Source organism: Imperialibacter roseus (genome assembly GCF_032999765.1).
GTDB classification, from domain to species: Bacteria; Bacteroidota; Bacteroidia; order Cytophagales; family Cyclobacteriaceae; genus Imperialibacter; species Imperialibacter roseus.
Genome location: NZ_CP136051.1, coordinates 878810 through 894032, shown reverse-complemented (window position 1 = coordinate 894032; position 15223 = coordinate 878810). Strand labels below are relative to the sequence as shown.

Annotated in this window: 18 protein-coding genes; all 18 read right to left on the bottom strand. The window is 43.0% G+C overall.

The window, feature by feature from the left end; all coding sequences use genetic code 11:
• Positions 1 to 14 precede the first annotated feature (14 nt).
• The 18 genes from RT717_RS03820 to RT717_RS03735 all read right to left on the bottom strand — a co-directional run bounded on the left by RT717_RS03820 (position 15) and on the right by RT717_RS03735 (position 15142).
• Positions 15 to 653: a hypothetical protein gene (locus tag RT717_RS03820; RefSeq protein WP_317490408.1), complete on the bottom strand. Its 639-nt coding sequence runs from the start codon at positions 651 to 653 to the stop codon at positions 15 to 17.
• An 832-nt stretch (positions 654 to 1485) separates the two neighbouring features.
• Complete coding sequence (locus tag RT717_RS03815; protein ID WP_317490393.1) at positions 1486 to 1977, bottom strand: hypothetical protein; 492 nt, start codon at positions 1975 to 1977, stop codon at positions 1486 to 1488.
• Positions 1978 to 2199: 222 nt separating this feature from the next.
• Complete coding sequence (locus RT717_RS03810) at positions 2200 to 2772, bottom strand: hypothetical protein (RefSeq protein ID WP_317490407.1); 573 nt, start codon at positions 2770 to 2772, stop codon at positions 2200 to 2202.
• Between the two features lies 1 nt (position 2773).
• Positions 2774 to 3262 carry a hypothetical protein gene (locus RT717_RS03805; protein WP_317490406.1) on the bottom strand — a complete coding sequence of 163 codons (489 nt, stop codon included), beginning with the start codon at positions 3260 to 3262 and terminating at the stop codon, positions 2774 to 2776.
• A gap of 148 nt (positions 3263 to 3410) precedes the next feature.
• Entirely contained in the window at positions 3411 to 3890 is a 480-nt protein-coding gene (locus RT717_RS03800; RefSeq protein WP_317490405.1) for a hypothetical protein, read from the bottom strand.
• 1181 nt (positions 3891 to 5071) lie between these two features.
• On the bottom strand, positions 5072 to 5557 hold the full coding sequence (locus RT717_RS03795; RefSeq protein ID WP_317490404.1) for a hypothetical protein: 486 nt from the start codon (positions 5555 to 5557) through the stop codon (positions 5072 to 5074).
• Entirely contained in the window at positions 5554 to 5976 is a 423-nt protein-coding gene (locus RT717_RS03790; protein ID WP_317490403.1) for a hypothetical protein, read from the bottom strand. The genes RT717_RS03795 and RT717_RS03790 overlap by 4 nt, the downstream gene beginning before the upstream one ends.
• 185 nt (positions 5977 to 6161) lie before the next feature.
• Complete coding sequence (locus RT717_RS03785; protein WP_317490402.1) at positions 6162 to 6896, bottom strand: hypothetical protein; 735 nt, start codon at positions 6894 to 6896, stop codon at positions 6162 to 6164.
• A gap of 110 nt (positions 6897 to 7006) precedes the next feature.
• Complete coding sequence (locus RT717_RS03780; RefSeq protein WP_317490401.1) at positions 7007 to 7540, bottom strand: hypothetical protein; 534 nt, start codon at positions 7538 to 7540, stop codon at positions 7007 to 7009.
• 193 nt (positions 7541 to 7733) lie between these two features.
• Positions 7734 to 8627 (bottom strand): hypothetical protein, encoded by an 894-nt coding sequence (locus tag RT717_RS03775; RefSeq protein WP_317490388.1) that lies wholly within the window; start codon positions 8625 to 8627, stop codon positions 7734 to 7736.
• Positions 8628 to 8797: 170 nt separating this feature from the next.
• Positions 8798 to 9277 (bottom strand): hypothetical protein, encoded by a 480-nt coding sequence (locus tag RT717_RS03770; protein ID WP_317490400.1) that lies wholly within the window; start codon positions 9275 to 9277, stop codon positions 8798 to 8800.
• Positions 9270 to 9695 (bottom strand): hypothetical protein, encoded by a 426-nt coding sequence (locus RT717_RS03765; RefSeq protein ID WP_317490399.1) that lies wholly within the window; start codon positions 9693 to 9695, stop codon positions 9270 to 9272. Before RT717_RS03765 ends, RT717_RS03770 begins: the two co-directional genes overlap by 8 nt.
• A 231-nt stretch (positions 9696 to 9926) precedes the next feature.
• Positions 9927 to 10565 carry a hypothetical protein gene (locus RT717_RS03760; protein WP_317490398.1) on the bottom strand — a complete coding sequence of 213 codons (639 nt, stop codon included), beginning with the start codon at positions 10563 to 10565 and terminating at the stop codon, positions 9927 to 9929.
• A gap of 209 nt (positions 10566 to 10774) precedes the next feature.
• On the bottom strand, positions 10775 to 11212 hold the full coding sequence (locus RT717_RS03755; protein WP_317490386.1) for a hypothetical protein: 438 nt from the start codon (positions 11210 to 11212) through the stop codon (positions 10775 to 10777).
• A gap of 187 nt (positions 11213 to 11399) precedes the next feature.
• The gene (locus RT717_RS03750; RefSeq protein WP_317490397.1) at positions 11400 to 12044 is read right to left on the bottom strand and encodes a tetratricopeptide repeat protein; all 645 of its coding nucleotides are present in this window, start codon (positions 12042 to 12044) and stop codon (positions 11400 to 11402) included.
• Positions 12045 to 12815: 771 nt separating this feature from the next.
• Positions 12816 to 13370: a DUF6882 domain-containing protein gene (locus RT717_RS03745; RefSeq protein WP_317490396.1), complete on the bottom strand. Its 555-nt coding sequence runs from the start codon at positions 13368 to 13370 to the stop codon at positions 12816 to 12818.
• Between the two features lie 149 nt (positions 13371 to 13519).
• The gene (locus tag RT717_RS03740) at positions 13520 to 14083 is read right to left on the bottom strand and encodes a hypothetical protein (RefSeq protein WP_317490395.1); all 564 of its coding nucleotides are present in this window, start codon (positions 14081 to 14083) and stop codon (positions 13520 to 13522) included.
• Positions 14084 to 14281: 198 nt separating this feature from the next.
• Positions 14282 to 15142, bottom strand: coding sequence for a hypothetical protein (locus RT717_RS03735; protein WP_317490385.1), 861 nt, complete (start codon positions 15140 to 15142; stop codon positions 14282 to 14284).
• Between the last annotated feature and the right edge of the window lie 81 nt (positions 15143 to 15223).

The following is a 15223-nucleotide window of genomic DNA, read 5'->3' as shown; positions in this document are numbered from 1 at the left end:
TTACCGCTGTGTTATCAGTTTTTTTCCTGGTCGTCCAGAATCACCAGCCTTTCGATAAACGCATCAATCATTTGACTCAGAGCTGAAGACAGGACATTATAGTCAGTCTGGAATTGGGGAATTGATACTGAAGCCAGCTCTTCCTGTTCTCCAAACTCTTTCCAGAATATTTCATTGTATCCAAAATCCCAGAGATTCCTCACCTCTTGTTTGTCAGATAACGATCGTAGTTGAGGGTCATCAAGCTGATCTGCAAGGTCGTTGAAAAGGTTTATGAAGTTGATGGATTCATAAACTGAAGCCTTTGAGAAGCCGTTCGATTTCAGAGAAGACTCTATAGCAATGATGTTATATATCGTCGGATAGGCTTTCTCAAATCTCTCAATGTCGTTTGTCCAGCTGATTGTATTTAAAGAGTCTGGCAGGATGCTTTTGTTATCCTTGAAAAAACGGATCAGCTGTCTATGGTCATAAGCAGCAACTACTTGGTTGTTCTTGTCTACAATCAGCTTGTCAGCGTCGTTGTCGGTGCGGTCCGTAATCCATGCTAAAATTAATGGCTTTGCAAGTCGCCAAGATTCAAGCTGAATAAACCACTTTTGATAGGTCTGGCATTTGGCCTCAAATGATTGCCGCAATTTGTCGTCTGTCATTTGCCAGTTTGAAGTGTATTACTGATAACGCCTCGGTAAAATGAGTGTGGGAGTTTTATGCAGCTCCGTTTCCACTACATCTTAGCCACGCAGATGATAAAATTATAATTTGTGGCGGACAATCCAAGCCAACTGATCTAGGATAACCTGTGAAGCCCACATTCATTTTACCGTTGTGTTAGCAGCTTTTATTCTCCGCAATAGCTTCACCTCCCGTCTAGCCCGTCGTTGATCGCTATGGAACTGTCGCTGTGCTTGACGTCGGTATCTGCCGCTGTACGGGTTTTCTGGGATTAGTCTGTCCGTGAGTTGCGCACTTCGGCTACATAGACTTGACCAGTGTTTGTCTTCGTAAACGTAGGTGAAAATATACCACTGATCTCCTGATATAAAATGAGGTTCGCAATCTCTGCCGGACCAAACTTCAAAAGTCCGACCAAGCAGTTCGTTAGTCAAATTCTCTTCGATCTGGAACAAGGTTTTCATTGTGTAGTCGTCGAGATATGTCACTTCGATTATTCTGCCGACAAAGGCTATTTCTCCCTCGTCAGATCCTTTCTTCGTCAGCCTGTCCAGTTTACCACAACTGCAAGCCAAGACCGATAAATGACCGGTCAACAATAAAAATAATAGGAGAATCAGCTTTTTCATCACGCAGATATTGCTGCTAACGCCTCGGTAAAATGAGTGTGGGAGTTTTATGCAGCTCCGCTTCCAATACATCTTAGCCACGCCGATGATAAAATTATAAATTGTGGCGGGCAATCCAAGCCAACTGACCTATGTCAACCACTGAAGCCCACATTCATTTTTACCGCTGTGTTATCAGCTTTTAAAAGTCTTCCATGACAGCGTTTCCCAATGTCACAAGCTCCGAGGTCAGCTCTAGGAATTCTGCACTGGGTATGTAGTTATAAAATCCGACCGACAATTCTGCGTCGGCCAGTAAATCGGTGAATTCCAATGTATAGTAAGAGGCATTTAAGTGGTCGTCATATGAGTTGAGCTCGGCTTCGGAATAACGAGACCTGAAGTCGTCTATAATCTTTTGAGTTATTTCAGGGTCGGTTCTGAAGTTGAAACTCTTGGCTGCTGGAGAGTCCGAATGCCAGGTTCCGGTCGATAGAAATACATATCCAGCGTCATTAATAGAAACCTCAAGGTCAATTTCATCATCCTTCAAAAATTTATACTTCAATTGAGCAGTTCCCTTTGGTACGTCCAGCAACGGCTCGATACATGAGTAGCTGTTGATTTTCCGTTGCAGCCAATACTCAGAGTACAGCAGTTCTTCGAAGCTCAGGTAGCCTATGAGTCCTGCCACAATTCCGAAGATGAGAAGAAGCCCAACTTTTTTTACGTCTAGTAAGTCTTTGCTGATAACGCCTCGGTAAAATGAGTGTGGGAGTTTTATGCAGCTCCGCTTCCACTACATCTTAGCCACGGCGATATTAAAATTAACTCTTGTGGCGGACATTCCAAGCCAACTGCACTATGGCATCCGGTGAAGCCCACATTCATGTTTACCGCTGTGTTACATGCATTTTTAGTCATTTTCCGATGGCAGACATATCCATATTGTCTGTCCGTTTTTAAGAATATATTGATCACCAGAAAAATCCGGCAATGTGTCGTTTACTTTGTAAACTGAGTCAAACCGCTGGCCTCCTGATTCGACTGAGAAGTTTCCAGTATCAATTAGCTCACACGCAAGTTGGCCAAACAATCTCTTTGTAAGAAGCCGGTCATCTGCAATGCTATCCAATATTAATGGTTCCCAGTCCCGGTTCCAAAAGCCGGAGAACTCCAACGACGAATTGCGTTTGAGGTATTCAATAACTCTACTATAGCGATTTGCCACTACTGAATTGAAATCACCTGGAACTGAGCTGGCTAGAGTATTATCTCGTTGAATTTCAAAGGATTGTATTATATCCAATTTGTCAAAGTAAATGCTATTGTCCCCTGAGCGGATTACTATGTCTGTACTGTCGTCTCCAATCGTTTTGATAACGCTTATCGTGTCCAGCACTATCGAGTCGTCTATCTTTTCGAATTGCGCAAAGCACAAAATAGGAAGATAAAGAATCGAAAATGAAACTAAATATTTGGCCTTCATACTATTCTAACTTTAGTAGTTTGGACGTTACTTGACTGAGATGAACTTTGACTTTGTCTCCGACGGCAAATCGAGAAAAGTCATTCAAGCCCACCACAAAATGCATTTCGTCTATCGTCAGTCTGTACTCGACAAGTTTTGGTTGCGAGGTCGAATCAGCTCCGATGTTACCTGTCCAGCCGTAGTTGGTCGAGTCTTTTTTGTCAAGCAGGTGGCCTACCACGATCCTTTTCGTCCCACATCTAAGGTCGGCTAACGGGTCTTTGATGCTGTTCCATAGAAAGGCACCAAAAGTTATCAGACCAATGACGCTGAGAAGTCCGATAAGAAGACTCTGAGCATCAGATGAGAGGTCAGACTGGTGGATGAAAATTGTCCCGGCAGTAAATACAACTGCAGATACAAGGAACAAGGCAACGTACGACACAACGATCTGCCTGATCTCGCTTCTCAGAAATTTTTTGTCCGTATCGTCAAGTTTGCCATCCACGCAGTTGCATGTAACGCCTCGGTAAAATGAGTGTGGGAGTTTTATGCAGCTCCGCTTCCACTACATCTTAGCCACGCCGATGATAAAATTATAATTTGTGGCGGACATTCCAAGCCAACCGTCCTTTACCAACCGATGAAGCCCACATTCATTTTACCGCTGTGTTATCATCTTTTCTCTTCAGTTTGATAGTTATACCGTTCGCAAAAAGTAAGTTGTAGGTTTCTATATCGGGTGTTTTAGCCTTATCCCAGTCAAACAAGTTTCTTGAAAACATTTTTAAGTACCCGTCATCAGTCAAGTCAAAGCTGGCAGACATAACCATGTCATATTCTACAATATTCAGTTCATCATCAAATATCTTGTAAGAATAGGAATTACATTTCTGAGTTGAGTCTTTGGGCGTTATTACTAACTGACCATCTGACTTGAAGTTGAATAAACTGCCTTTGTAGATCATGTCACAGTAGGATGGAATTGAAATTGGCTCCACGATTAGACTATCTATTTCCCACAGTCCATGTATTGCTTGATTTTTAGGATTTTGAGTACAAGCGAAACTCATTAAGCAGACAAGTATGCCAATATGGTAAATGAATTTAATGTTTGCCAGTTTTCTCTGCGTCATGGAAATTGATGATAACGACTGGCTATGGCGAGTGGGGTTGTTTTATGCACTTCGCTTCCCACTAGCACTTAGCCACGCCAATGATAAATTTAACTTTTGCGGCGGAGAATCCAAGCCAATAGCGGTCAAGTTACCGGTGAGGGCCCCATTCGCTATAGCTTTGTGTTGGCGGTATTTTTTGTAATCGAAGCCAGCCCAGGTGGGTATCATTAGTTGGGTTGTTTGCCAGCCAGTTTTATCAATGTGCCTGGCACTAAGATTCTGAGCGTTAATTCTCCAGTTTCTGAGTTCTGATTTGTCATCCGATGAAGTTAGAGCCACTACAGATCGTGGGCAGCAGTTAATTCCTTTTGACCTTTTCGCCTTGTTTGTTGAAATGTGTAACCTTGTATTTGGTGTTTTTCCACTCTTCTTCCATAAGAATTGGCAGTCGAAAATCCAGTGAGTAAATTCTAAATAGAACCTGATCAACAGGATCGTCGGTTATGATGGGTCGTTTGCTAAGGATTGAGTCGAGTTCTTCCTCAGATAGTTCGAAATAAGTAACACGTCTTACCAATGAATTGCCTTGAAAGTACTCTGTACTTATGAGCTGTTTCCCCGGCACCAAATGGTGTACCGTTCTGTTTCCGTTACTGCCTGAGATTGAGTAATCTGTTCCTAGGCAGTCTGAGTTGTAGTTTATGACTTTAGCCCAAGTAAACGTTTCTTTTTTACGAGTTTCAATTATTTGATTACTGGATACTAGTTTAAATGTCGCCTTTTTGCGAGTGAATCGATCATCCAGTATGAGAGTCGAATCATTTGCTAACTTCCAAGGTACGCTGTTCGTTAGTTCAGGTGAATAGTCTTTGGCTGCATTGAAGTCAAAGTGTGTTATAAAATGAAATGTCGAGTCACATCGAAGTTCTAGGTAAATTAAGGTTGGACCAGTATCCAGTTGATATATTCCATAGATTGATGCAGGCTGTGAGAAGCCGGACAAAGAAATTACCAAAAGTGTTATAACTAGAAAGACTTTCATTCGCAGCAATTACCGCCAACGACTAGCTATGCGGCGTGGGGATTGGTAAGAGATACCGCTACCGTCCGCAAATAGCCACGCCGATGAATAAAAATACACAAAGTGGCGGGGACTGCAATCCCCACAGCCATTTCCTTTCAGGTGAGGCCCCATGACGTCATAGGTTTGTGTTAGGCACATCTTCTCGCCAATCTCGTTGGAAGACCATCTTGTCGTAAAGTTCCTGCGAGACGGTTAGTCCCATACCTATTATCTTATCATTGTATGAACAGGCCTCCTCTACAGAAGCCTCGTTTGGTACCCAAATGATTCCAACCAATTTTTCGGAATGGATATTGATAAAAACTAAGAAGAGTTTGTCTTTTGATAGGACTGAGGACACAAGGACATCGGGTGCTTCCAAGGCAAAGAGCTTAGAGACCACCATTTCCCAATTGTCCCAAGTTTCTTTCCAAATGTTTTCAGATTTTTTGAGTTTCAGTCTTATATCGTACGTCCTAGCAATGTTTTTTGTCTCAAGTTTATGTTGAGAGCTGCAAAGCACTTTTTCATGCTCAAGTATATTGGTCAAATTCATTGCTATTGGATCGCTATGAGCAGTTCTCAAGACGTTGAATAAATATGGAAAAATTGATTGACTCACTGTCGAGGCGTTCGTTTTAGGTGTAGTACCTGTTCAAAAGGATTAGAGTCCGTAGGTCGGCGGTATTTTATCTTGGTAAGTTGTTCTTCGCCCAATCGCCATTCAACAACCCTGTACGGCGTGTAGTAAAACGAATAAGTCCACGTGTCAGACGAGTCATTTCTTAATTTAATCAATTCGTTGGTCGCCACGGTATCTATTGCGAAAGTTAGTCGGTCTGCTGAATGAAGTGTCACAACTCCTGTTGAAACCAAAAAGCTGCCGTCCTGCTGAATTTCATGATAAAATGTCGAATCCATGTTGATTACTACTGCTTCAGTAAAGTGGACGTTGTTGTCAATATACACTTTTGGTTGAGAAAGAGCCTCAGCCAGGATAAGTAGGTTGGTAATTGCTGAAAGAGTAAGCAGTCTGAACATCCGAACTAACTTTGTGCCTAACGCCTCGGTAAAATGAGTGTGGGAGTTTTATGCAGCTCCGCTTTCACTACATCTTAGCCACGCGGATGATAAATTTATAATTTGTGGCGGATATTCCAAGCCAACTGACCTTTGACAACCGGTGAAGCCCACATTCATTTTTACCGCTGTGTTAGGCACATTTATTATTGTTGTCTGGCAGTAAAGCGTTTTATGCTGGTGTCGTCCAGGACTTCACTTAGTGACATTGGTTCCCTTATGATGCATCCATCACAGAAATAGACAAGAAGTCCAGACTCCTTTACTTGGCTCATTTTGGTCTTGATGTCAGTGTCCAATTCCGTCCCGTTGGCTTGTAGTAAACAGAATCCCAAATACGAGTAGGCCTGTCTGACGGGGTTGATACTAAATAACCAGTTTTTAAGTTCGTCGGTATTGGCTGCCTGAACAAGTGTAAGCATCTTCTTTCCCTCTTCGGGCATTTGTCCGGCAGCCCCGCAGCCATAACCGAATGTCGTCCTGTTTGGCAGACGTTCTAAATGGTCTGGATCAAATGAAGGAAAGGAAAAAGTACTATCTAGCTTGCTCTGAAGAATCTGATGATCAAACCCGTCAAATTCGTCATTGATATCCCATGAGTATATCTCGGAATAAAATATTTTCCCATTAATGGAAAGAGTCAGGAGGGCAATTCGTCCGATTTTTTTTCCTTTGGCCGGCCGCCAATTTGTCTGTGTTACGTCTGAATTTAGCTGATCGGTGTGCTCTACATAAAATTTTTGCTTGCCACCTATCTGCTCAACTTCGTTGATCGTCTTGGCAGCTAATGCTTGGCTAACTGCTAATTCTTGATCAGATTGAGCAAGTACCTGAGTTGCAACTAGCAGAAGAATCGATATTTGCACGAATATTTTCGTCATGTATGCTTTTGTGCCTAACGTTTATGTATAAGCCGTGGCGCTGAGCAAAAATAAAAAAATGTCATCCTTATCAGCGCCATGGATTATACATTTTGTTGTGCGTAGGTTTTCTATCCGCGAACTATTTCGATGTCCTTTACTTCGAAGTAGTCCTCTAATGAATCTCCCAATCCTGGGTCAATCGGATTGCAAAAGCCATGAACTCTAATGAACGTCCCGCTAAGTACTTTGTCCTTGTCAAATGATACTTTCATTTTTAATTCTGGTATTGATAGTGTTACCATTGTCTTGTCATCAATAATTTCGCCCTTAAATGTCTTAATGAATGGTTTTTCTTTGTCAATTTTAAATTCAATGATTTTGCTGTCGTTCAAGAATTGTCCGCTGTGCTTAGACCAATTCTCGTTAACCATTCCTTTGCTCGGTTCAACAAGGGCAAATGAAATTTCTAGGTTTTTATAATTGTCATAAATTCTGATTTCCTTTTCGTTGTCCGTGGGAGCAATTGTCAAAGTGATTTCGAATTTGTCCCCAATTTTATATTGGTCTTTGTCTGTCGCAATGATTCTTGTTGTGTCATAAAAATTGTCCGAGGTGCAACCACCTATGACGGTCATTAAAGTCAAAAAATAAATCGTCCTCATTTTGTTTTGATAACTCATCTGTCCAAAGAAAACTTACGCACAACGCCTCAGTAAAGTGAGTGTGGGAGTTTTATGCAGCTCCGCTTCTACTAGCACTTAGCCACGGCGATGTTAAAATTATAAATTGTGGCGGGCAATCCAAGCCACCTGCCCTATGGCATCCGCTGAAGCCCACATTCACTTTACTGTTGTGTTATGAGCCTTTCTTTAGAAAATCCCACCACTTTTTGGAAGTCCGTTCTCCCTTTATTAATTGCTTAATTGTCAGTTGCTGCGTTGGTTTAGGCTTTGTCAACTCGGATTCAAATTGCTTCTCAGCATCATAGCTCATATTCCATCCTGTCGTGTACGAAGGCTTGAATAGGTAACTCAGTCCGATTCTATCACTTACTTTATATTGAGCCTCTATGTCTATTTTACCAATAGATTCGTACAAGCTTGAATATTCTTTGAAATAGAGATCTGGCATGTACCAGACTACGTCGGGTTTGTCCGTCCAGTTTCCAAAATTTAGCAAAAGTACTTCTGCTTTTTCAAAGTCATCTAGGCTAGGCAACTCTCTTTTATTAATTCTGGTTGTCGCCACTAAGTTATAGGGCGTCTCTGGATCTGCGTCAGTTGCTAATACCACAGCTCCTCCATAATTGCCATTCCGCATCTTAAATACCAAGCATTCTCCAGTTGAGAAGACGGCGGTATTCAGCTTTAGTTTTTTTCTCGGCTTTGCCTTTGGTCGTTCCGTTTGGATTTTGTCAAGGAATTTTTTGAGAGCAACTTTTCGTCTCGTAAGGTCGGGTTCTGATGCACCCAAATGTCTCCAAATACTTAAGTCAGCACCAGACGTAACAATCGTCTCAACTTTCCTTAAAATATCTTCATCAAGCGACTTTGTTTCCCATTGTGCCAAAGCAATTGCAAACCAAAGGCTATGTTTCTCCTCTTCGATTTCTAAGATTTCCCAATTGTCTTCTATGATCTTTTTTGAGATAGTCTTAGGATCGCCGCCTGCATTGTACAGTTCAAAAAATTCACTATACACGTCTGCAAAAGCATCGCTATCTTTTATTGCAGTTCCCCAAGTTCCCATATTGAAAAGTTTGGCAGCATTGGCTCATAACGGCCGGCTAAAGTGAGTGTGGGAGTTTTATTCAGCTCCTTTTCCAATTGCACTTAGCCACGCCGATTATAAAATTAACTTTTGTGGCGGAGATTCCAAGCCAACAAACGACTGGCTACCACTTAAGCCCACATTCACTTTTAGCCCCTTGTTGGCGGTTTTTTTCTCCGTCTATGTTTGCTGGATTCCCGAATACACCCGGCATCTACCGTGTCCAGTGGTTTGATAAAGCGTTTGCCAATCCGCCAGTCCGTTAAACTAAGGTCTGGGTAAACTGGAGTTCCAACAAAGACTGTCAGCGAATCCGAGGAAGTCGGCTGGTTAGACTGCCCAGATAGGTATTCCTTATCATTCGTAAATGATATTCTTGAGCCTACCACCATAAAGCTTCCTTTAACAATTCCCTGACAGCCTCCGACCCCATAGGAGTAGGTGAAAGTTCCATCCGCTGAGAGCTGTACGATAGACCAGTTTTCGAATCCGTTGTTACCGGAGTAATATGTACCTGCCACGTCAGTTGTCTGAGCCCATGCTGGTCCTGTCCCGAGAAGTGCAATAAGGTTGCAGAATGTGATTAGACGCTGAAATTTACCAACTGATATTTGAGAGACTTTAATCATTCCAGCCTTTGCTTATCCATTTTTTTGATTCCGAGGAATACTCTTCCGTCGTCATAAAGCCTCTGGTATAAGCCAAATAGTATTCACCACGGAATTCATCTTTGGTGTAGGCTATCCCTAAGGGAGTGGGAAAGTCTATAGGATAGGCCCCAGTTTGGCTTTTTGTTTTCTCTATTTCTTCAATGATTCGCCCACTTCTATACTTCAATAGCCAACCCACCAAAGTCCCCGAAGTCAATTGAGTTACAATGAAAATTGGAACCAAAGCTGTAATGAATAGGGCTTTTCTCCATTTGGGGTTTTTGATGATTACTAGGTAGAGAAAGATCGCAAAAGATGCCAGTACAAAAACTGCGAAGGGTATCAGCAGGTAGAAAGCCTCTAATACGGTAAAATAGCCGAAGTATGGAGTGACCATACCGGCTATTATAACCACCGTCAATATGATAGAAAGTCTGCGCAAAAGTTTTCCGTCCTGAAGATAATTACCGCCAACGCCTCGGTAAAATGAGTGTGGGAGTTTTATGCAGCTCCGCTTCCACTACATCTTAGCCACGCCGATGATAAAATTATAAACTGTGGCGGACATTCCAAGCCAACTGACCTTTGACAACCGATGAAGCCCACATTCATTTTTACCGCTGTGTTATCAGTTTTTTTCCTGGTCGTCCAGAATCACCAGCCTTTCGATAAACGCATCAATCATTTGACTCAGAGCTGAAGACAGGACATTATAGTCAGTCTGGAATTGGGGAATTGATACTGAAGCCAGCTCTTCCTGTTCTCCAAACTCTTTCCAGAATATTTCATTGTATCCAAAATCCCAGAGATTCCTCACCTCTTGTTTGTCAGATAACGATCGTAGTTGAGGGTCATCAAGCTGATCTGCAAGGTCGTTGAAAAGGTTTATGAAGTTGATGGATTCATAAACTGAAGCCTTTGAGAAGCCGTTCGATTTCAGAGAAGACTCTATAGCAATGATGTTATATATCGTCGGATAGGCTTTCTCAAATCTCTCAATGTCGTTTGTCCAGCTGATTGTATTTAAAGAGTCTGGCAGGATGCTTTTGTTATCCTTGAAAAAACGGATCAGCTGTCTATGGTCATAAGCAGCAACTACTTGGTTGTTCTTGTCTACAATCAGCTTGTCAGCGTCGTTGTCGGTGCGGTCCGTAATCCATGCTAAAATTAATGGCTTTACAAGTCGCCAAGATTCAAGCTGAATAAACCACTTTTGATAGGTCTGGCATTTGGCCTCAAATGATTGCCGCAATTTGTCGTCTGTCATTTGCCAGTTTGAAGTGTATTACTGATAACGACCGGCTAACATGAGTGGCGGAATTATATGCACTTTCCTTGCCGCTCGCAGCTAGCCACGCCGATAAAATTAAGCTTTGTGGCGGAGATTCCAAGCCAGCAAATGATTGAAAACCGATGAAGCCGCCATTCATTGTTAGCCCTGTGTTATGCACTTTTAATTCCGTCTGCTCCTATGTATCAGTAGATTCTGATCAGAATTTGGAAAACAGCGGTTCCGGCAAAGGTTATCAACAGCATTGATCCTAGTGTCAGTTTCAACTTGGCGCCAATGTATCTGTCCGCAAACAGTCCTATCATGAGGGTTATGTAGGCAATTAGCCTCAAATCGAGAAGAATTGCTATAAAATCTAGATTATCTGATCCAGTGTCTTGTCCAAACAACGGACTGTCCACTAGTCCAAAATTGAAAGCCACTAGAAAAAGTAAAAAGCCAATAAAAAGCATCACGTTTTTCAGCCAGAGGAACAAAAAAAAGAAGGTATTGATGGCAATTAGGTCAAAGATAAAGTCAGTTAGTGCTTGTCCGAATGGGTCTCGAAAGTTGATAAACAAATCGAAAATAAGAACGATGGCAGATACGGATGCGATCTTTTTATATTCCAGTTCCCTATACATCTACGTTCTGAAAGGTTTTGTGCATAACGACCAGCTAAGCAGCGTGGGGATTGGTAAGAGTTACCGCTGCCCTCCGCAAATAGCCACGCCGATGAATAAAAATACACAAAGTGGCGGGGACTCCAATCCCCACTGCGATTTCCTTGCAGCTAAGGCCCCATGGTGTCTTAGCTTTGTGTTAGTAGCATTAGCCCTCCTGTGCTACCATAGTCCGTCCCTTTTCCAATTTCGACTTGTTACGCCACTTTATTATCTCAAGTATTATGTAGCCCAAAATAAAGAGTGATAAAACTGGGTAGTAGAAACTATCAACCCAATCAGGCAAAATCGACTTGAGGACAATTCTCAATACAACTGTCCCCAAAAACAGATAACCAAATGTTCTAGAAATAATGTTGAGCCGATAAAGGGTAACAGTGGTCTGCCAATTTTGATATCTATAGTTCGTCGGGTCTTTTTTTACTAGTAGTCCAAAAGTTTCCTTTGCCTCCTCGATGTCACGTCTGTAAAATGCCGCCATTCCAAGGTGCATAAGGAGGTGTTGGAAATAGGAAATGTCCTCCGGCGGTGTGTCGTCCCGGTACGGGTCAGTTCTCCACAGAGCAATAGCTTTTGTTAAGATTGGATACGCTTCTGAATAATTGCTATTGGCTGATAAAGTCATTCCATAATCGCCCATAAGCTTCATTTTGGCTCGATAATGCTCCTGGTCAATTGACTCATCAATCATGAAAATTTCAGTAGAATTATTCCGGTAATACTCCACTTGTTTGAGCAGATCCGTGGAAGGCAAGTCGTCAGTTTCCTTTTTGATTTGGTAAATGCTTTTCATACACGTAGTTGGCCCGATCTACAAGTTATTGCTACTAACGCCTGCCTAAAATGAGTGTGGGAATTTAATGCAGCTCCGCTTCCAATCCATCTTAGCCACGCCGATGATAAAATTAACTTTTGTGGCGGAGAATCCAAGCCAGCTACACTCAACTTACCTGAACAGCCCACATTCATTTTTAGGCCCTTGTTGTAGCCTTTTTCATTGTCTTGCAGCGCCACCAGCAAGACAGCCGTCCTTGGGTTGTAGTTGTCCAGCGGCCTTGCAGACTGACTGTTCACTGCAGGTGCGATGGCCGTGTGGGCGTGAATCGCCAGTGTAAGGGGAATGTGCGCAAGCGGCGTGGGCGAAAAACAGGGCGGGGGGTGTCACGGCCTTAGACCTGTCATTTACACCTACGAAGTGCGCTGGCCGAGACGGGAGGAATTGACCAGAGAGGGGGGCAAAGCGATGGCGGTGTGGGCGTGATCAGGATGAGGGGTTGTATGTTTGCACCGAACCAGTTTACCGAGCGGCTTGAAACGAGAGCTTTTTTTTCAGCTAGTTGAAGACAGCAAAGGCTTCGATCTCACATGCGCCCAAAGTAAGAAAATCCCAATTGGCTACAACGCCCGGCTAAAATGAGTGTGGGAATTTAATGCAGTTCCGCATCCATCACCAATTAGCCACGCCGATGATAAAATTAACTCTTGTGGCGGAGAATCCAAGCCAGCCTAACTCAACTAACCTGAACAGCCCACATTCATTTTTAGCCATGTGTTACTTGCATTTTTATTGGTTGATCCGTTCAATGTCTGTAAATACCAGAAAGGAATAAACATTGTCTCCAGGAACACGGTAAGCCCCTTTTGCATTGGTTAGGAAAGCCATAACTGCCGTCATTTCCCATCCGTCAACTTCGTCCGCCATCCACTTGCGTTTGGTTAGCCGTTCAAAGTTGTTTGAATCTCCAAATTCCCGTACAACCTCGGAGTCTACTGCAATATTATCTGTCAAGTTTGGGTTAGCCCACGCCCAAAGCCAAGTATTCGATATTTTAGAGACGGTTCCTACTTCTTGGTAGGTGATCCTGAGCTTCAGAGTATCACCATTGAAGAATTCTATGAGTCCAGTTTCCTGATCGTAGAACCAACGTTCATACGTGCTCAAGCCATAGTCCTTTTGGCAGATGTCTTGCTGTTCAACCAAGTAGTTATGAGCGTCAGTTAAAAAGTCGACAAATTCATCTGTCGCTTCTGGCTTGCTTAAGCCCTGTTCGGTCACGGTTTGTAGGTGGGTGCAACCACTGATTAAAGTAATAGTTACGAAAAGAAACGTACGATCCATCTATTGCAAGTAACGCCTGGCTATGGCGAGTGGGGTTATCTTATGCACTTCGCTGCCCACCTGCACTAGCCACGCCGATTATAAAATTATACTTTGTGGCGGACAATCCAAGCCAGCCGCCGCCTGTTCACCACTGAGGGCCCCATTCGCTATAGCCCTGTGTTAGCTTTTTTTTCATCCAGCTTGTCAGCCAGGAACCCGCTACCAATGAATTGTCTGACAGAAGGTTCGTGTCTAGCGTCCCATACTAACTGGATTGGGTCGTTTCCGTCGAGCACTATTGTCACTTGGATGCTTCCGAATTGAAATTCAAGTCTTCGACCAATGGTAAACCATCTAACCTGTTGAGGCTTGAATCCCAGTTGAAGCAGAAACCAAAAAGGTGAAAATGTGATCGGCGAAACCTTGTCTGGCTCTCTAGTTACCTGAATTTGTATGATTTCATCGTATCTGATGGCAAGCGCATCCATTGTCTTGGATCCAGTCAGCCTGAAAATGAGTCCTCCGGTCAGTTGGTCTAGGTGAGGCCTTATCGTAAAGCTCCTTATTTCGAACCATCTGCTCAGAACGTTTGGCTGACCTTCTATCGGCTTGAAAAATCCGATACCGAAAATTTTATATTTAACTCGTTCAGCAAGAGTAAACTCTCGACCATACTGAGCGGCCATTTTTCTGGGCACTTTTCCGTCTGGTGATAATGCAAAGCCCTCCAAATGAGATCAGTTTTTGCGTACCTGCAATTAAAGCTAACGCCCGGCTAAAGTGAGTGTGGGAGTGTTATGCAGCTCCGCTTGCACTGGCATTTAGCCACGCCATTTATAAATTTATACTTTGTGGCGGACAATCCAAACCGCCGAACGAATGATAACAACTGAGGCCGACATTCACTTTTAGCCCCTTGTTAGAGCCATTTACTTCCCCCGCCTCGATCTGTAGTTAGCCAAGAGTTCGTCGTAGATTGGCTCGTCTGAAAGGTCTGCAGCGAGCTCAAAGTAGTTTTGCGCCTGATCAACCAGATAGTAGTGAGTATCCATATGATAAGCCTTCTCAAGAGCTTGAATTGGAGTAGACACGTCACACTGATTTGGAAATAGAAATTGCCTTTTCCCGGCTAGTCTAAATCCTTGTTGGGGAGATTGATACATTGAATCGTTAGGAACTATTACCTCTGCAATAATCATCTTATCACGATACTTAAGCAGGTTCATTTTTACAACGGTGTCCACCGTGTAGATTGTGTCTATTTGCTCACCAAAAACATTCGTCAATATGATTTCATATTGGGAATGATATTTGCCAAAAGCTGTCCATGTCAAACAGAAATCCTCGGGTTCGGCGATATCAATCCCCGGCCCTCCAATATTGTTAATATAGAGCGTTTGTGTGTATATCCCATCCATTACTCTATATGGCAGGCGGTTGGTGGCGAGTAGTAGGCTAATGTCAGGTCTCAACCGATGACTTTCGAGATTATACTTGAGTTTGAGGTGATCGTCCAGATTCCTCACAGAAATAGTGGTGTCGCCTTTAAACTCTATGAATTTGCCGGAATTGTGCACTAGAATCATATGCCCGGACTTCAAAGTAATCAGATCGTTTACGTCGACGATGTCAAGTGGCTTCAGCTGTCCAGAAACTGTTGATGCAGCATTTGCAGCGAGGACTTGAAAGGGTTGCTTTCGCTTTTGATTATCTAGAAAGTTGTAGGGAGTGTAGGCCCGCCTGTGGCATCCGAAAACTACGAGTATAAGAATAAAGACGGAACACCTCATTGTACGTAACGCATATTGGCTCTAACGACTAGCTATCGTGCGTGGGGGCTTTTATTGCAGTCCAGCTCCCTCTAGCACTTA